This window comes from Paenibacillus sp. J5, from assembly GCF_054955055.1.
The window spans coordinates 207,337-223,688 of sequence record NZ_JBUEDD010000004.1 but is presented as its reverse complement, the minus strand read 5'-3'; the positions used below and the strand labels follow the sequence as shown (position 1 = coordinate 223,688).

The window sequence follows — 16,352 nt, the reverse complement described above, 5'->3', positions numbered from 1 at the left end:
GCCTAGAGCCGCTTCATATCCGTGATCGGCCATAATATGAAATCTGCGCGGCCCTTGATCATGCCCTCCGGCACGGTGCCAAACGCACGGCTGTCCCGGCTCGCTCCGGCATGCCGATTATCGCCCATAATGAAGTAGCTCCCCGGCTCCACCGTTAACGGGCCATAATCGTTGTCCTCAATATCCAGGTCTGTGTACGGCTCCACGAGCTGCTCGCCATTCAAGTACAGCCGCTTGCCGCGAATTTCAATCCTGTCGCCAGGCACAGCGATCACCCGTTTGACCAAAAATTCAGACTTTTTCAATTCATGCTCCGGGTCTTCGACAATGACGACATCCCCCCGCTCAGGCGAACCAAGAAGGTAGACCACTTTGTTCACAAACAACCACTCGGCATCCTGAAGCGTAGGCTCCATCGATTGTCCCTTGACTGTGGACAGATTGAATACGAAGGTATGAAGTAAAAATACAATCACCAGTGCAATCGCAAATGTTTTCAACCAGTCCAGCAGTTCCTTTGCCCAGGGTGGACGACTCATACTATCCCTCTTCTTCCCTGTTTTTCCATTCATCAAAATAACGATACACCAGCTCATCCTGAAATGGCGCTTTCTGCCCCCGTACCCTTCCAATCAGGCGTGACAGGCCTTCAGATACCTTATCCTGCACGATGCCTGGATAATGGTACAGGAGCTTATGTGCTTCGTACTCCTCACGATCGACGACATGCATCGAGCCATCCCAGGTGCGGATGACATCCAGATCATAGTCAATATACGTCAGCACCCCTTCATACAGATAGGGCGGAGAGGCGACATTGCAATAATAGCGGATGCCAGCGTCCTCGATGAGCGCAACCACATTGAACCATTGCCCCGGAATAAAGAAGGAGACCGCTGGCACCTTGCTTACCCACACCTTACGATCCGACTCCTGGATCGGCGTCTGCTGATTAATGAGCACAATCATGGATTCAGAGACATGTGCCGCATCTAGTCGGGATGGAGGCACCAGCCAATTTTGGAGCCACATCCGATGCAGATGGCCGTCATGCTTGAAGCTTTTTATAATACACGGCTGATAGGTCATATCCATATGAGGCTCCTAGTTCGATTTCGATTACAAGCGCAGATGGCTATGCCTGCACGAAGGGCTGCTCCAAAAGAAGGAGAAACGGCTGGCGCTGTGCTAGATCCGTGAGCGCCACCCGTTTCATGTTAGAAAGAAGCTTCATCTTCGCACCGCATTCGTATCCGCTCAGCAGCTTGTTAGCAGCTTAGCCGCAGCCAAGGCAACTCTGCCCGTTGAGCTTGTACAAGCCTGATTAGCCTGCAACGATGCTTAGCTTTTGAATGGAACGCAAAAAATCCTTCGCGGCAAAGCCCATCGACTCATACCAAGACAAAATCGGCTCGTTATGCTCGTCCGCCGTAATCATGATCTTGGTCACGTTGCGCTGTGCAAAGCGCTGGCGCAGACCCGCGATCAATTCCTTGCCAATCCCTTGACGCTGGTATTCCCGATGTACCGCAACACGGTAGTAATAGCCCTTATTATTGTCAATTGTGCCAATAATCATGCCGACAATCTGATCATTCATGCTGGCTACGAGTACAAGCTCGCTGTCCCAGGACAATTGTCTGGCAAAGGCCTCCATCGTTTGTTCGTAACATTCCTCAGTAAGTACAGACTCAAGCAACTGGGTGACTGGCCGATAATCGGATAGTTGAAAAGAACGAACGTGCATCATAAGATCCCCTCTAACGTAAGACTTTTGAAGCATGAATTGTTGCCTGGCAGCATGCATTGCAACCTGCGCTACAATGCTCCGGCTCCTCGGACAGTCTCAGGCAGCCTGTCCTCCCTGACTCTCCCACAATAACGGCCTGACCCCTTCACTGCGCACTACCATGCAGTCTGGCAGCGCGAGCTCCCTTAAGGCCAGCGCAAATGGCTGCCCTCCGTCTTAGCCGTGGCAGCGGTACTTGCTTACACTACAAAACCTACACATACCCTTAGAATTTAAAAAATACGACATAAGTTTACGAAATCCTTCTTTTTTCGTAACAAAAATTGATGATTTCTCATTTTTCCTCGTATTGCTATTATAGTCGCTTTTATTCGCTTTGTATATTGCAGCTTATTGCCATATTATAGCGGTTTGCGATAGCATTGCATAGTTCTTCCTGCTTCATGGCACACTATGGCGGGTACATGGTTTCATGACACCAACCTCTGATTTGTAAAGCTGCAGTTTACTTTATAAACATAATTGTTGCTTTATTATCAAATGAAGAGGTATAATTGGGATTGAATAACTACATAATTGATTGGGAGGTTTTAATAATCATGGCACATCAATTACCTGCACTTCCTTATGCAACTGACGCTCTTGAACCACATATTGACGCAACAACGATGGAAATTCATCATGGGCGTCACCATAACGCATATGTAACCAACCTCAACGCAGCACTGGAATCCGCTCCTGAGCTGCAAGGCAAATCCATTAACGAGCTGATCGCTGATCTGGCGAGCGTTCCTGAGGCGATCCGTACAGCGGTTCGCAACAATGGCGGCGGACATGCGAACCATTCCCTGTTCTGGGAAACAATCGGCCCCAATGGTGGCGGCGCTCCTGAAGGCGCACTGGCAGCAGCAATCGACAGCGAGCTGGGCGGCCTCGACAAGTTCAAGGAAGACTTCGCCAAAGCAGCAGCAACTCGCTTCGGCAGCGGCTGGGCATTCCTGGCGGTATCCAAGGACGGCAAGCTGAAAGTATACAGCCTGCCGAACCAAGACAGCCCGATTATGGAAGGCGAGACCCCAATCCTCGGCCTGGACGTATGGGAGCATGCCTACTACTTGAAATATCAAAACAAACGCCCGGATTATATCGCTGCATTCTGGAATGTAGTGAACTGGGCTGAAGTGGGCAAGCGCTACGAAGCTGCTGTGAAGTAAGCTGGCGTTGACCACAGATATAGTACAAGCCCCCGCGAGGCAGCTTTTGCATAGAGCTGCCTCGCGGGGGCTTTCTTCATGGCAGATCAGGCGGTACCCGCATAGGAATCATTCTCCCCCACGCACCTGTCATCTAACGTTATGACTGCTGCTCCCAATAGCTGTTCAGAATGCGCAGGAATACATTGGGGAAGGCCAGCTCATTCATGTCCTCCCTGCTAATCCAGCGGTAGCCCTCCGGCAACTGCTGCTGGCGCTCCTCCTGCAGCTCCTCGGCCTCTACTTCGGTCCATGTCCCTGCTGCAATCCCCGCAGCAGCCGTTAGCGCTTCGTCTGGGAGCCCAGAAGCCCTTCCAGTGTACGCCCAGCTACCTGCATCCTCCGTGCCTGGATACTCTCCGTCAAGCCGGTGCAGCGTATAGCTGGATGGCGCCTCGCTCGCCAGCATCTCACCGCGAGCGGTTACCTCATAGCTATGCTCAAGCCGTTGCCGTTCTTCCTCCTCCAGCACAAAGCCGAACTCACAGCGGTATATATCGAGCTTCCATATGATATGGCTGAACACATGCTCTGCCTCCATCCAGTGTGCCAGCGGCCTTGCAAGCAGCCGCGACTCCACAGCCAGCGCCAGACCAAGCCGCTCCATCCGCAGCACCTCTTGCTCTGGCAGTGCATCCGTGTGCTCCTGCGGACGATTCGTCCGCACCGTGCGCTTGCGGCCGCGAGCCGGCTTGCTCTCTGCACCGGCCGCTCCATCCAGCACATGAGGCAGCTCCCACATCCGTGCCAGCAGCCCGCTTTCGGGTCGCTGCCTGACGAGCACCTTGCCTGTCTGGCTGCCGCTCCCCTCCACGATCGCCGCCAGCCGTCGCTCCTCTCGCGGAGGCTTGGCCTTCGTCTTGATCGGCAGCACCAGCTCCTTGCCGGCAAGACGCCCCGCACAATGCTCCATAACCGGGCAGGTCAGGCAGCCTGGCGACTTGGGCGTGCAGACGAGTGCGCCCAGCTCCATGAGCGCCTGATTGAAGTCGCCCGCGTGACCGTCGGGAATGAGCGATACCGCCAGCTTCTCGAGCTGGATGCGCGTCTTGTTCTTCGCAATGTCATCCTCCAGGCAGAAGTATCGGGACAGCACCCGCATCACATTGCCATCTACAGCAGGCTCTGCCCTATTGAACGCAATGCTCATAACGGCTCCGCGCGTATAAGGTCCGATCCCCTTGAGGCCAGCCACTGCCTCCGCATCATCCGGGATGACGCCGCCATAGCGCTCCACAACCTCCTGCGCTCCAGCCTGCAGATTGCGAGCACGCGAATAGTAGCCTAGTCCCTCCCAGCATTTGAGCACCTCTTCCTCAGGCGCCGCTGCCAGTGCAGCGACAGTCGGGAAGCGCGCCATGAACCGCTCATAATATGGAATGACAGTATCCACTCTCGTCTGCTGCAGCATAATCTCTGATACCCACACGCGATAGGGGTCACGGTTTTGCCGCCATGGCAGCGTGCGCTTGTGGATATGAAACCAGGACAGCAGCTCCTTGCTAAAAAATTTTTTGGCATCCATCATACAACATTCCTTTTTTGTGATTGAGGCGTTCAGACATCTTTAATCGGTATTCTTTCTGTACAGCTTGCGGTAGCGGCTAGGTGTCAAGCCCGTCTGCTGCTTGAACAGACGGGACAGATAATGATTTTGCAAGCCTACCTGCTTGGCAATATCGGCAACCTGCACATCCGAGTCCTTCAGCAATGCCTTGGCCCGCTCCAGTCGGCGATTATTAACATATTGGATCGGGGAAACACCTATATTGGCTCGGAAAAAATCAATAAAATAATTCGGATGGAGACAAGCAATCCGTGCCAGCTCCTCGATATGAATCGACTGGTCAAGCTGAGCTTCAATGTAATCAAGCACCAGATTCAGTTGACCCGCCTCCGATCCATAACCCAGCTCATCCATGTTCATATCCGGGCTTTCCAGGTAGCAGGCCAGCAGTTCTAGCAGAGCGCTTCTCACCCTCAGCAGATTGGGGACTTTAGTGGATTGCTGAGCTTGAATCATTTTCTGAAACAGCTCGATTGCCTGGCCACTGTCCTGCAGCCGGACGCGATAGGGCATGTTCATCGTCTTAAAAAAAAGCTCGTTGCCCACAAAGCCGCGAAGGTTGCCGATAAATAGCTGCAGATCGCCTGTAGTAGAGACCGCTTTCTGTTGCATCCCGGCAGGCACAAGCATTAATTGTCCTGGTCTGATGACGTGGCTCACCTTACCCAGCACAATGGTCGCTTCCCCCTGTCCCACCAGAACAAAGCGGCAAAAATCAGGGCATCCCCAATCCTCCTCCCAGCCAGAAGAGGCTTGAATGCAGACAGCCGTTACATTGTCTACTTCAAACTGCTGGAATAAGCCCTTCATTATTTGTCTGTACGTTGTTGTCATTGAGCCTCCCCATAACGAGTATTTGGTGTACTGCTCAGCCGGCATCGCCCTAAGCAACATGGGATCAGTCGCACTCCTGCCGTTGCTCCACAATGGCGAAGGCAGAGGCCAGCGAACGTTCATGTGTAATGCTCACATGAAGACAGGTCGTCCGGGGCGAGAGTCCGAGCCGCTCCCATGCCCCTGCCGATAATTGAATGCACGGTTTCCCTTTATCATCGGGCCATACTTCTATATCTGTAAAGCTAATTATTTTACCAATTCCGCAGCCCAGCGCCTTGGCCACCGCCTCCTTGGCGGCGAAGCGTCCGGCGACAAATTCTGCAAGCCGCCCCTCCTTGCTGCGCGCATGCTCACGTTCGCGAGCGGTAAGGATGCGCTCCAGAAAGCGCTGTGCCTTGGAGCCTGCCAATACGGATCGAAAGCGATCCACCTCCGTCAAATCATGGCCGATCCCGCCAATCACTCAAGCTTCCCCCATTCTTCCCGCAGTGCATATCATTGCTGCGAAAGCTGCAACATCTTATTACATCTTATTAGTAAATAAGAGAACCCCTGGGGGCTCCCAGAGGTTTTAAATGCCTGGTATCGGCGCTCTCTTATGCTCAGTTCGCAAATAATGCTTCTCCAGCTTCTCACGAACGGCAGGATCAATCTCCTTCCCTTCGAGATAATCGCTGTTATCCTCGTAGCTGATACCCAGCTCATTCTCGTCGGTCTGACCTTCCCATAACCCGGCCGTAGGCGCCTTATACAGCACACTATCCGGCACCCCGAGGCGTGCAGCAAGCTGGCGCACCTGACGCTTGTTCAGTGAAGAGAGCGGCGTCACATCGACTGCGCCGTCGCCCCACTTCGTATAGAAGCCAGTGATCGCCTCCGAAGCATGGTCGGTTCCAACAACAATCAGATTATAGTCAAATGCAAGGGCATACTGCACAACCATCCGTGTACGGGCCTTCACATTGCCCTTGCCGCCACGGCTAATATGGCGCGGCGTTCCCAGCGTCTTGAAGCCATGCTCCACTTCCAGCACGATTTCAGTGACGGCATCCTCAATATTGGTTTCCACGACATGCTTCAGATCGAATGCCTTGGCAACAGCGTAGCTGTCATGAATGTCCTCCTGTGTGCCGTAAGGCTGGAACACACCCAACGTCATGTACTCCTTACCGTACTCCGCAGACAGCTCATCGGTCGCCAGCTTGCACAAGCCGGCGGCAACTGCGCTATCGATTCCTCCGCTGATTGCAATGAGCAGGCCGGTCGCCCCCGCATCGCGCACGTAGCTCTTCAGGAAATCGACCCGTCTGCGAATCTCGTCATCCGCATCGATCTGCGGCTTCACACCAAGCCGCTTAATAATCTCTTGTTGTAAGCTCATAAGCGGCCTCTTAATTGCAGTAGCGATCGAAGGCCGCAGTCAAGTCCTCTGCAATCTCCGATGCCGAACGATTCTCAATTTGGTGACGTTCAATAAAGTGGACAAGCTGTCCATCCTTCATCAAGGCAATGGATGGCGACGAAGGCGGATATGGAGCAAAATACTCGCGCGCTTGCGCAGTCGCTTCCTTATCCTGCCCGGCGAACACAGTGAACAGATGATCCGGCTTATTCTCATGCTGCAGCGCAGCAGCAACGCCCGGACGGCATTGCCCAGCCGCACAGCCGCATACGGAATTGACGACCACTAATGCTGTTCCTTCTGCCTGCGGAAGCTTCTGTTCTACCTCCTCGGCTGTGCGAAGCTCTGTAATTCCAAGACGTGTCAGCTCATCCCTCATCGGCTGAACCATATCCAACATATATCGCTCAAAAGACATCGACATATCCCACACTCCCTGCTATAGTTTTAAAAATTTTCCACAAATATGGATTTTAAATCATTCTTAGATTTTAATTATTATTATACTCTTCAACAAAGATGAAAGCAAAGCAAAAAACCGCCTGCCAGAATGGGCAAGCGGTCAGAGGATGCTACGTAGATGGACGGTTCGGTCCATCCAGCTTCTTGTCGAAGCCAGCCTGCTCCGGCTGTTTGCCGGCAGGGGCGGCCTTTTTCTCCTGAGCGAGCTCGTTAGGTCTGCCCGGATTAGATGTACGCAATTATATCGCCTCCCTTGCGCCTATTATGCGCCCTTGATGGGCAAGCTATGCTATTTGCTTTATCCCCTCCTTGCCATTTAGGACACATGGAAGGACACCGTAAATGTCGTGCCCTCTCCCTCCTGTGACGTCACATCAATCTGACCTTGATGACGCTCAACGATGCTCAGACATAATGGCAAGCCGAGCCCGGTTCCTCTCGTCTTCGTCGTGTAGAACGGCTCGAACAGCCGTTCCATCTTCTCCCGCGGAATGCCGCAGCCATTATCTGCCACCATCAGTTGCACCATATTCGGACGAGTGCGGGTGCGAAGACTTAGCAATCCATCATTGCCCATCGCCTCCATGGCGTTGCGTGCCAGATTCAATATCAACTGCTTAATTTCCTTGTCATTCAGCTCCAGCAGCGGAAGCCGCTCATCCAGCTCCACCTCGATGGTCTGCCCTCGCAGATTAGCATCCGCCCAGAGCAATTGCACCAGTTCATTCACAATATCATTAAGCGAGGTCTTCTCCTTATGGACGACCCGATTTTGTGCAAGAGATAGAAAATCACTAATAATCGCATTAGCCCGATCCAGCTCTTCCATTACGATGCGGAAATATTCCCGCTGATGCTCCGGGCTCCGCTCCTTCATCAATTGGATGAAGCCGCGGATGACCGCCATCGGATTGCGAATTTCATGCGTAATGCTCGCCGCCATCTGACCAACAAGACTAAGCCGCTCCATCCGTCCAAACTCATCCCTTAACTGGGATATTTCCGTTATGTCATGTGACAGCAGCGTAGCGCCGATGATCTCCTGGCTTTGCAGATCGCGGACACTAAAGCCTGTAATTATGTATGTTCTACTGCCGATCTCCACGACTTGAGAGGCTGCCTCGCCGCCATCCAGCGCATTAGACAGCAGCTTGCCCGGAGGCTCCTCCAAAAAGGTATCGCTGAGCTGGGCAATCGGCTGGCTGATCAGTTCCGACGGCTCCCTGGCATTCCGATTCCCACTCACAGCCTCCAGTGCCAGATCATTCAGATGAGTCACGATGCCCCTGGCATCGACGATGACGACTCCCATTGGAATCATGTCAATAAACTGTTGAAGCTTCTGCACCTCATTACGGTAATTGGTAGACATATGCCGCAATTGATACTGCAACTGCTGCTTCTCTATCACACTCTCGATCAAACCGACCGAAATCCATATCAGCAGCAGGAATCCGATACAGGATAGCAGCAGCAGCCCAATATACTGATCATCCCTAACTATCCCGCTCTGCACAACCTTGATGGAGTGCAGCCCCTGATAGATGATTAGCAGGACACTCCCAAGAGCCGTAACCAGCTTGAGCTTGTCCGCCTTTTCCTTATACTTAAACCTGGGGGTCGCGATCAGGATCAATGGGGTAGCTACAAACAACATGCCGATAAATCGCAAATAATCCCAATAATCAGAAATCAGTACTGCCAAAACTGCGAGGTTGGAGACTGTGATCGCCACCGCCACCGGAAACCCGCCGTACAGGGCACCCAATAGCAACGGTACCATATGAAAGCCTGTATGATACTCCTCAATGTCTTCCACGGAAACGAGCATACCCAGCAGCATGGCGACCAGACAGAACCCGCCTAGAAACATCGGAATGCCTCTCGACCTTTCCAGCCGATTGAACCACATTTGGAAAATGAAAACCGGCATTAACGCGATCATCACCTGCAACAGTACATCCTTCCACACGAAATAACGGTCTCCTCCTTTCAATTTGTAAAATCCTGCTAATACCGATTAAAGCATACGTAACGATATTTGACAATAATCGAAGCGTCGAGCGTTATCCGTTCTCATTTTATATAACCATGCCGCCCCGTGTCAGAATGTGTAGAAATGTGTTGCCAGCATAGCCTCTGCACAAGAAGAAGGCGGCACCGCCGTCATCCAGCAGCCCGCCTCTGCAGCCTTACTGTTCTGCCACTTGCTCCAGCCATTTCAGCAACGCGCCGAAGAGCTCCTCCTTGCGTTCGGAATGGTGGAGCTCATGCTGCGGGCAAGCAACGGAGATGAAGGTACAGCCCGGAGCCGTCTGTGCCATCATGTGGCTAGCCGCATGCGAGGTAATATAATCTTGATTCCCATGGACCAATAACAGCGGCACTTGAAGCTGCGCGGCATGGCGCAGCATCCATTCGCCCTCCTGATACAGCGAGAAGAACATGCGCGCCGAGATGCGATCATGTGACAGCTCATCCGCCATAATATTCTCCTTCAGACCTTGCGCGCGCGCTACCTCCCGCAGCCCTGTCGACAAGGAGAAGGAGGGCCACATCCGTGACATCAGCCCGCCCGCCCACAGCTTGGGAGCCGGCGGCTCGAATGCCAGACGCAGCCAAGGACTGGTCAATATTACCCCTGCAATCGCCGGCTGGCGCCTCAGTGCACAACTGAGTGCTACGTTTCCTCCCATGCTATGACCATACAAGAAGCGAGGTACATGAGGCTGCTGCTCCTCCGCCAGCTTGACCAGCGCCACAGCATCCTCTGTAAGCAGTGACACCTCGGCATGGCCGCGCTTGCCACCCGATCGCCCATGCCCGCGCTGATCATGCGCCATCACCATCCAGCCCGCCGCTGTCAATACCTCGGCAACACCATGGTAGCGCCCGCTATGCTCGCCCATACCATGTACGAGGCAGACGACTCCGCGTATGTCTATGCCCTGCGGCAGCCATTGCTGCGCATAGAGTCGCTGCCCGTCTGCCGTTGCCAGCTCCAACTCCTGATGCTGCATCTGCAGCTCACCTCCAACGTTCCTTCATGTAGCTCTCCAGCTCATCAAGACCGCGAATGACCGCCTCTGGCGTCACCTCGGCTGGCGGCAGCTCCTTGCCCCCGCGGTTAAACCAGATCGCCCGCATGCCGGCTGCGATCGGGCCAGCCACATCATTTTGCCAGGAATCCCCGACGAACAACACTTGATCTGGCTCACACGCCATTGAAGCCGCTGCATGCAGATAAGCTTCGCGCGCTGGCTTGGCTAATCCCATCTCCTCAGAGGTAAACACATTGTCCTCCTTGAACAGCGTTCCCAGCCCCATCCGATACAGCTTATCGTGCTGATCCCGGAACGTGCCATTCGTCAGAATCGCCAGGCTCCACTGCTTGCTCCACTGCTGCAGCCGCTCCACTAGATGGGGGTCATGAGGAATATATGCAGCACGGACTGTCCGAAACCACTGCTCGAACGCATCCGATTCCTCCGCGCCAACCGACAGACCGAATTCCCCCAGCGTTTTGACGAATCTCATCAGCCGGAATTCCTTGCCGTTAATGGTGCCATCCATCCACAGCTCATGAAGCTCCTGGTCGTACTTCATAAAGACAGGAAACAGCCGTTCCATCCCGATGTCCTTCGTAAGAGGAAAGGATGCGAACGCTTCATACATGCTCTTGCCCCAATAATCGTCCATATGCAACAACGTATCGTCCAGATCAAACAACAGCAATTTCACTTCATTCATCGCTTGCCCTCACCTATGTCTAGATAGTTTAGTTCCGTCCCCCTAAGCCGCCGCGCATTGCTCAAGCAGGCGCAGCCAGCGAAGGGCCGCTCAACACGGTATACTTAACGTTTACCACGAATGCCAAGCGGTGTAAACTAAAAGAATGAAAATGTGAAAGGCATAGGGATAACCATGAATTATGATGTCATCATTATCGGCGGCGGGCCTTCAGGACTGATGAGCGCGATCGCCGCCAGCGCGCAAGGCGCTAGGACGCTACTGCTCGACAAGGGCGACAAGCTGGGACGCAAGCTAGGCATATCAGGCGGAGGGCGGTGCAACGTCACGAACGCCAAGGAGCTGGATGAGCTGATTCGCCATATACCGGGCAATGGGCGGTTTCTGTACAGTTCGCTGGGTCAATTCGGGAATCGGGATATTATCGCTTTCTTTGAGGGACTGGGCATTAAGCTGAAGGAGGAGGATAATGGCCGGATGTTCCCTGTATCCGACAAGGCAAAGACGGTCGTCGACGCGCTCATCGGTCAGGTCAGGAAGCAGCAGGTCGACATCTGGGTGCGCTCACCGGTCGAGATGGTGCTATACGATCAGGGGGCTGTGAAAGGCGTGCGGCTGAAATCCGGCCAGATTGTCCATAGCACATGCGTTGTTATCGCCTCCGGGGGCAAGTCGGTGCCGCAGACCGGCTCAACCGGAGATGGCTATCCGTGGGCAGAGCAGGCGGGTCACACCATCACAGAGCTGTTCCCAACAGAGGTACCGCTCACCTCGAACGAGCCGTTCATACAGACCAAGGAGCTGCAGGGGCTGTCGCTGCGGGATGTGGAGCTGTCCGTCTGGAGCGCCAAGGGCAAGAAGATTGTCGGGCACCGTGGCGATATGCTGTTCACCCACTTCGGCCTGTCCGGGCCGATTGCTCTGCGTTGCAGCCAGTTCGTAGGGAAGGAATTGAAGAAGTCAGGGGAGAGGAACGTTATCGTCGCCATTGATCTGATGCCGGATTACAGCCGCGATGAGGTCGGGCAGGAAACACTGCGTATGATTCGGGAGGAACCGAAGAAGGCAGTGAAAAATGTGCTCAAAAACGCGCTGCCCGAGCGTCTGGTTCCGTTGTTGCTGGCTCGCGCCGGACTGGACGAGCAGTTGACTTATGACAATGTACCGCGTGCGAAATGGCAGGAGCTAGCAGGTCTGATCAAGCATTTCCCGGTGCGCGTCTATGGCACGCTGTCGATTGAGGATGCCTTTGTAACAGGGGGTGGCGTGAATCTGAAGGAGATTGATCCGAAGACGATGGCCTCCAGGCGAATGGACGGCTTGTACTTTTGCGGGGAGGTTCTGGACATTCACGGATATACCGGCGGCTACAATATTACGGCTGCCTTCTCGACTGGCTACACAGCCGGGAGGAGCGCCGCGCTCCGCTCTGCCAACGCCCATTGACAGTGACAAGGGAACGGGCTGCCGCCAGCGGCTTCTAAACCGCTGGAGACAGCCCGTTCTGGCAGTCACTATACTTCGAGTACACCGTTGCTCCCGCTCTCTTCCTCCGTCATGACCCAATCCTCATTGACCATATGTGCCGGGATCGAGATCGACACTTGATCCAGCTCATATGCGGTATCGTTCATTTCATAGGCATCGCCAGCCGTTCGCTCCAGCAGACGTCCGCCGTAGGACATAGCAATCTCCAACGCAGAGATCAGATCCCCGCTTTGCAGCGCCAACTGCACATGCCGCTCGCCCACCCGATCCGGCACATAGCCAAGCTCCCTGAGCATGCTCCAGGCAAGGCTCGCGCTATGCGGGTCAGAGAATTCAAATCCAATGCTACCCGATGGATGCAATGTCATCCCCTCTTCCTCTAATCATGAATAGCTATGAATCTAGTCTGCCCGTTTTAACGCTGTTCTATTACTGCTATACCATATCAGCAGCACGATTGCCGGCAGCCATACTACAGCGGCACCGCCCAGCCCCATACCCGCCACAATAGACCAGACCAGGGTAGCAGGAGCAATCATCCAGAATCTGGAGAGCGCTCGTCCTCTTCTGAGTGCCTGCTCCTCCCATTTGAACTGCTTCAGGAGCGGCTCCTCTGTCCAGACCTTCCAATGAAGCGACTGCCAGTACATGCCAAGCAGGATAAAACCCGGGACGACCAGGCAACGGAGCAGCGGCGGCAGCGCCAGCAATGCGAGGGAGGTTAAGCTGATAAACCCTACCCAAGTCCACAACTTGTCGCCGCTGCGAATAAATGCCTTTATCCGCAGCTCCGCCAGCACCGCCCCGCCGTCCTGCGACTTGAATAATCGCCCCGATCGTGGAAAGAACAATGGGCGCTTCATCTTGATCAGCGGCTTCCTGTTCTCTACGACCTGGCTCATGAGCAGGCTTGTGCTGAACAAGCGGGCGCTACGCTCGGCCAGCATGTCAAGCTCGAAGCTGCCCCGGGAACGAAGGCGCGAGCGGACAATAGCCGCTAGTAGAGTTACAACGACCGCCACGGCTCCTGCCAGCAACATCGGCTGGTACGCCAGGGCTGCAAGCGGCACAGCATAGATAGCTCCTAGCAGCGCCTGAACCATGAGTACGGCTAGCTTGCTCCGCCAGCCACGCCGTCCCTCCAGCCACTGACGCTGCGCCACCTTCACTAGCAGGGATACCAGCACCGTGTACAGCCAGCACCAGAGCAGCGATGCTGCTGACAGCTCCAGCACCCCAGTTAGGAACGGAAACAGAAGTCCAAGCACTAGCGCATAGAGGATCGCATCAGTCAGAGCGGTGTAGACCATGCCCCAGCCTCTCAGTCTATTGATCCAGCCCGGACGTTGCAGCAAAAATAGCTTGTCAGCCTCCTCGACAAAGGTCCGCAACGGACTAAGCAGCATATACAAGAACAGCAGTACTGGCAACAATGACCATGGAACCTGCAGCGACCAGGCTGGAGGCTCATCCAGCCATTCTATATACAGCCCGCCACCGATGACCAGCGCCGGCACGATCAGGTACAGGCATACCGTCCAGTCCAGTGCTTGCTTCCATACCTTGTACTGCTCGGCATAGTACCGCCTCAGCCGCAGCAGAGACAGCCGATCTGGCGTCAGCATCTCCTGTCTTCCTCCTGCTCCTGCCATCAGGTCAGCCTCCGAAAACACTCGAACAAACTCGCATCGCTGCTGCTGCCTGCCTGTACACGCACCTCATCCAGTCCCCCCTGCGCGACGACCGTCCCGTCATTAATTAAGATGAACCCCTGACAGATCCGCTCCGCCGTATCCAGTACATGCGTGCACATCAGCACCCCGGCTCCTCTCACCCGTTCCGCCTCCAGCAGCTCCAGAAAATCCCCGGTCGCCCGCGGGTCCAGGCCTACGAATGGCTCGTCCACAATATAGACATCCGGCTCCAGCAGGAAGCCGATAATCAACATCAGCTTCTGCTGCATGCCTTTTGAGAATTTGACCGGATAATGATGCCGCTCACCGGACAGCCGGAAGCGTTCGAGCAGCTCAAGCGCTCGCTCCTCGAATTGCTCCTCACGCATTCCGTATGCGGAGGCCGCTAATCTCAGATGCTCCCACAGTGTAAAATGTTCATACAACACCGGCTGCTCCGGCACATATGCATAGCGGCGGTTCGCGCCCCCCAACTCTATCTCGCCTTGGAGATAAGGCATCAAACCGAGGATCGACTTGATCGTTGTGCTCTTGCCCGCGCCATTGGGCCCGATCAGGCCGATCAGCTCTCCGCTCTGCACCTGGAGCTGGACATTGCGAATAACCGCCTTGCCCTGCTCATAGCCTGCCTCCCTAAGGTTCACCTTCAATACGTTGTTGTGCCTGGTTCTATCCATGCTCCCCCTCCTTCTGCTGGTTCAACGTTAGGCTGGTCATTAAACGTCATACTGCTGTCAGTAGCTTGCTTCACCTTGCAGCCTGTTGATGTGGCCATGCTCAGGCTAACGTTGTCCTCCAATGGAAGCAACGTACAACATGTTTCTGTTGTCTCATGGTTGTAAATTATTTCATAAAGTGATATCATATTTATATTACAAGAATATCATCAATTATGCAAAGGGGTGTTCAGATGAAAGAACGTAAAGCATGGCAGATCACTGGATACGGAGCCATTATACTGATACTGATCTTGTGGGGTGCCGCTGCCGCTCTGTTGGGAGCCAATATCGACACTTTGAATCCCGCCATTGTCGTGGCTGCTGCGCTGCTCATTGGTGCCGGCGCTCTCCTCTCCTCCGGTCTGACCATCATCCAGCCCAATGAAGCGCAGATCGTCACTTTCTTCGGCAAATATATCGGGACGCTATCACAGGATGGCTTCTGGCTCACTGTCCCGCTATCCAGCCGTAAGAAAATATCGTTGAAGGTCCGCAACTTCAACAGCCATACCTTGAAGGTGAATGATGCCGAAGGGAACCCGATCGAGATTGCCGCAGTGGTCGTCTTCCGAGTCGAGGATACAGCAAGAGCCACGTTTGATGTGGATAATTACGAGCGGTTCGTTGAGATTCAGAGCGAGACGGCCATTCGTCACATCGCCGCCCACTATCCATACGACCAATATTCGGAGGAAGTGAAGCTGACGCTTCGCGGCAACTCGGACGAGGTCGCTGCAGAGCTGCTGAACGAGCTGCAGCAACGACTCATCGTCGCAGGCGTCACGGTGCTGGAGACGAGACTGACACATCTGGCCTACTCGCCGGAGATTGCCAGCGCGATGCTGCAGCGCCAGCAAGCGATGGCGATCGTAGCCGCCAGGCAGAAGATTGTGGAGGGCGCAGTAACGATGGTTGACGCTGCGCTGCGCCAATTGAGGGATAAGGGCATTGATCTTGACGGCGAACGGCGTGCAGCCATGGTGAACAATCTGATGGTGGCTATCGTGTCCGAACGGGGCACCACGCCAGTCATCAATACCGGAACCTTGTACAACTAACCGGACGATAGCCAATGGCTAAGGAAAAAAAAGCATTCGCTCTGCGTCTTGACCCCGAGCTGCACCGGGCTATAGAGCAATGGGCAGGAGACGAGTTCCGCAGCGTCAACGCGCATATCGAGTTTCTGCTGCGCGAGGCCGCCCGCAAGGCGGGTCGGCTCAAGCAGCTCTATCCGCCCCCGCAGGAGGACAGTGAATAGAACAGGAGACCGATCAGGTGTCTTCAGACAGCGCAGCACGATGCACCACAGATCGCCGCGAGGCATGGGGCTCCGAGGCGTCTGGCTCCAGCGGATAATGCCCGATTGAAGCCATACTGCCGTAGATATCCAAGCGCTCATGGAGCCGCCACGTCTAGCCGATTCACGCAGA

Annotated in this window: 19 protein-coding genes; 4 read left to right on the top strand and 15 right to left on the bottom strand. The window is 54.4% G+C overall.

The genetic code is table 11. The features are described 5' to 3' along the window. Positions 1-2: 2 nt before the first annotated feature. The 3 genes from lepB to ACY1JZ_RS08435 all read right to left on the bottom strand — a co-directional run bounded on the left by lepB (position 3) and on the right by ACY1JZ_RS08435 (position 1,747). Complete coding sequence (gene lepB / locus ACY1JZ_RS08445; protein ID WP_462628843.1) at positions 3-539, bottom strand: signal peptidase I; 537 nt, start codon at positions 537-539, stop codon at positions 3-5. 1 nt (position 540) lies between these two features. Further along, a complete protein-coding gene (locus ACY1JZ_RS08440; RefSeq protein WP_270165318.1) occupies positions 541-1,095 on the bottom strand; it encodes a DUF402 domain-containing protein in 555 nt (184 codons plus the stop codon). A 229-nt stretch (positions 1,096-1,324) separates the two neighbouring features. Continuing rightward, positions 1,325-1,747, bottom strand: a complete 423-nt coding sequence (locus ACY1JZ_RS08435; protein ID WP_270165320.1) for a GNAT family N-acetyltransferase — start codon at positions 1,745-1,747, stop codon at positions 1,325-1,327. Positions 1,748-2,349: 602 nt separating this feature from the next. Here ACY1JZ_RS08435 and ACY1JZ_RS08430 point away from each other — a divergent pair. Continuing rightward, a complete protein-coding gene (locus tag ACY1JZ_RS08430; protein ID WP_270165322.1) occupies positions 2,350-2,964 on the top strand; it encodes a superoxide dismutase in 615 nt (204 codons plus the stop codon). A gap of 139 nt (positions 2,965-3,103) precedes the next feature. On the opposite strand, the gene mutY is transcribed toward ACY1JZ_RS08430, so the two are convergent. The 9 genes from mutY to ACY1JZ_RS08385 all read right to left on the bottom strand — a co-directional run bounded on the left by mutY (position 3,104) and on the right by ACY1JZ_RS08385 (position 11,021). Continuing rightward, positions 3,104-4,531: an A/G-specific adenine glycosylase gene (gene mutY / locus ACY1JZ_RS08425; protein ID WP_462628842.1), complete on the bottom strand. Its 1,428-nt coding sequence runs from the start codon at positions 4,529-4,531 to the stop codon at positions 3,104-3,106. Positions 4,532-4,570: 39 nt separating this feature from the next. Next, a complete protein-coding gene (locus ACY1JZ_RS08420; RefSeq protein WP_462628841.1) occupies positions 4,571-5,404 on the bottom strand; it encodes a helix-turn-helix domain-containing protein in 834 nt (277 codons plus the stop codon). Between the two features lie 64 nt (positions 5,405-5,468). Then, on the bottom strand, positions 5,469-5,870 hold the full coding sequence (gene acpS / locus ACY1JZ_RS08415; protein ID WP_462628840.1) for a holo-ACP synthase: 402 nt from the start codon (positions 5,868-5,870) through the stop codon (positions 5,469-5,471). 108 nt (positions 5,871-5,978) lie between these two features. Continuing rightward, positions 5,979-6,788, bottom strand: coding sequence for an NAD(+) synthase (gene nadE, locus ACY1JZ_RS08410; RefSeq protein WP_462628839.1), 810 nt, complete (start codon positions 6,786-6,788; stop codon positions 5,979-5,981). A 10-nt stretch (positions 6,789-6,798) separates the two neighbouring features. Then, a complete protein-coding gene (locus ACY1JZ_RS08405) occupies positions 6,799-7,233 on the bottom strand; it encodes a BrxA/BrxB family bacilliredoxin (RefSeq protein WP_270165327.1) in 435 nt (144 codons plus the stop codon). Positions 7,234-7,381: 148 nt separating this feature from the next. After that, positions 7,382-7,510: a hypothetical protein gene (locus ACY1JZ_RS08400; RefSeq protein ID WP_270165328.1), complete on the bottom strand. Its 129-nt coding sequence runs from the start codon at positions 7,508-7,510 to the stop codon at positions 7,382-7,384. 77 nt (positions 7,511-7,587) lie between these two features. Further along, positions 7,588-9,243: an ATP-binding protein gene (locus tag ACY1JZ_RS08395; protein WP_270165330.1), complete on the bottom strand. Its 1,656-nt coding sequence runs from the start codon at positions 9,241-9,243 to the stop codon at positions 7,588-7,590. A gap of 220 nt (positions 9,244-9,463) precedes the next feature. Next, complete coding sequence (locus tag ACY1JZ_RS08390; protein WP_462628838.1) at positions 9,464-10,291, bottom strand: alpha/beta hydrolase; 828 nt, start codon at positions 10,289-10,291, stop codon at positions 9,464-9,466. Between the two features lie 7 nt (positions 10,292-10,298). Continuing rightward, entirely contained in the window at positions 10,299-11,021 is a 723-nt protein-coding gene (locus ACY1JZ_RS08385) for an HAD family hydrolase (RefSeq protein WP_462628837.1), read from the bottom strand. 174 nt (positions 11,022-11,195) lie between these two features. Here ACY1JZ_RS08385 and ACY1JZ_RS08380 point away from each other — a divergent pair, with 174 nt between their 5' ends. Further along, complete coding sequence (locus tag ACY1JZ_RS08380) at positions 11,196-12,467, top strand: BaiN/RdsA family NAD(P)/FAD-dependent oxidoreductase (RefSeq protein WP_270165335.1); 1,272 nt, start codon at positions 11,196-11,198, stop codon at positions 12,465-12,467. Between the two features lie 68 nt (positions 12,468-12,535). Here ACY1JZ_RS08380 and ACY1JZ_RS08375 read toward each other — a convergent pair whose 3' ends face one another. The 3 genes from ACY1JZ_RS08375 to ACY1JZ_RS08365 are packed head-to-tail and all read right to left on the bottom strand — an operon-like array spanning position 12,536 to position 14,880. Beyond that, the gene (locus ACY1JZ_RS08375; protein WP_270165336.1) at positions 12,536-12,877 is read right to left on the bottom strand and encodes a hypothetical protein; all 342 of its coding nucleotides are present in this window, start codon (positions 12,875-12,877) and stop codon (positions 12,536-12,538) included. Between the two features lie 33 nt (positions 12,878-12,910). Continuing rightward, positions 12,911-14,161: an ABC transporter permease gene (locus ACY1JZ_RS08370; RefSeq protein WP_462628836.1), complete on the bottom strand. Its 1,251-nt coding sequence runs from the start codon at positions 14,159-14,161 to the stop codon at positions 12,911-12,913. Continuing rightward, complete coding sequence (locus ACY1JZ_RS08365; RefSeq protein WP_462628835.1) at positions 14,161-14,880, bottom strand: ABC transporter ATP-binding protein; 720 nt, start codon at positions 14,878-14,880, stop codon at positions 14,161-14,163. The genes ACY1JZ_RS08370 and ACY1JZ_RS08365 overlap by 1 nt, the downstream gene beginning before the upstream one ends. Positions 14,881-15,113: 233 nt before the next feature. On the opposite strand from ACY1JZ_RS08365, the gene ACY1JZ_RS08360 reads away from it, so the two are divergent. Together ACY1JZ_RS08360 and ACY1JZ_RS08355 are read left to right on the top strand one after the other, a co-directional pair. Beyond that, positions 15,114-15,980: an SPFH domain-containing protein gene (locus tag ACY1JZ_RS08360; protein WP_270165339.1), complete on the top strand. Its 867-nt coding sequence runs from the start codon at positions 15,114-15,116 to the stop codon at positions 15,978-15,980. A 14-nt stretch (positions 15,981-15,994) separates the two neighbouring features. Then, a complete protein-coding gene (locus tag ACY1JZ_RS08355) occupies positions 15,995-16,180 on the top strand; it encodes a type II toxin-antitoxin system antitoxin (RefSeq protein WP_270165340.1) in 186 nt (61 codons plus the stop codon). Positions 16,181-16,352 lie beyond the last annotated feature (172 nt).

Excerpts from the sequence above, each read along its gene's own strand:
- ACY1JZ_RS08380 (WP_270165335.1), top strand. The coding sequence starts at position 11,196 with ATGAATTATGATGTCATCATTATCGGCGGCGGGCCTTCAGGACTGATG.
- mutY (WP_462628842.1), bottom strand. The coding sequence starts at position 4,531 with ATGATGGATGCCAAAAAATTTTTTAGCAAGGAGCTGCTGTCCTGGTTT.
- ACY1JZ_RS08355 (WP_270165340.1), top strand. The coding sequence starts at position 15,995 with ATGGCTAAGGAAAAAAAAGCATTCGCTCTGCGTCTTGACCCCGAGCTG.
- ACY1JZ_RS08420 (WP_462628841.1), bottom strand. The coding sequence starts at position 5,404 with ATGACAACAACGTACAGACAAATAATGAAGGGCTTATTCCAGCAGTTT.
- ACY1JZ_RS08375 (WP_270165336.1), bottom strand. The coding sequence starts at position 12,877 with ATGACATTGCATCCATCGGGTAGCATTGGATTTGAATTCTCTGACCCG.
- ACY1JZ_RS08430 (WP_270165322.1), top strand. The coding sequence starts at position 2,350 with ATGGCACATCAATTACCTGCACTTCCTTATGCAACTGACGCTCTTGAA.
- ACY1JZ_RS08365 (WP_462628835.1), bottom strand. The coding sequence starts at position 14,880 with ATGGATAGAACCAGGCACAACAACGTATTGAAGGTGAACCTTAGGGAG.
- ACY1JZ_RS08435 (WP_270165320.1), bottom strand. The coding sequence starts at position 1,747 with ATGCACGTTCGTTCTTTTCAACTATCCGATTATCGGCCAGTCACCCAG.
- ACY1JZ_RS08385 (WP_462628837.1), bottom strand. The coding sequence starts at position 11,021 with ATGAATGAAGTGAAATTGCTGTTGTTTGATCTGGACGATACGTTGTTG.
- lepB (WP_462628843.1), bottom strand. The coding sequence starts at position 539 with ATGAGTCGTCCACCCTGGGCAAAGGAACTGCTGGACTGGTTGAAAACA.
- nadE (WP_462628839.1), bottom strand. The coding sequence starts at position 6,788 with ATGAGCTTACAACAAGAGATTATTAAGCGGCTTGGTGTGAAGCCGCAG.
- ACY1JZ_RS08370 (WP_462628836.1), bottom strand. The coding sequence starts at position 14,161 with ATGGCAGGAGCAGGAGGAAGACAGGAGATGCTGACGCCAGATCGGCTG.
- ACY1JZ_RS08390 (WP_462628838.1), bottom strand. The coding sequence starts at position 10,291 with ATGCAGCATCAGGAGTTGGAGCTGGCAACGGCAGACGGGCAGCGACTC.
- ACY1JZ_RS08405 (WP_270165327.1), bottom strand. The coding sequence starts at position 7,233 with ATGTCGATGTCTTTTGAGCGATATATGTTGGATATGGTTCAGCCGATG.
- ACY1JZ_RS08440 (WP_270165318.1), bottom strand. The coding sequence starts at position 1,095 with ATGGATATGACCTATCAGCCGTGTATTATAAAAAGCTTCAAGCATGAC.
- ACY1JZ_RS08360 (WP_270165339.1), top strand. The coding sequence starts at position 15,114 with ATGAAAGAACGTAAAGCATGGCAGATCACTGGATACGGAGCCATTATA.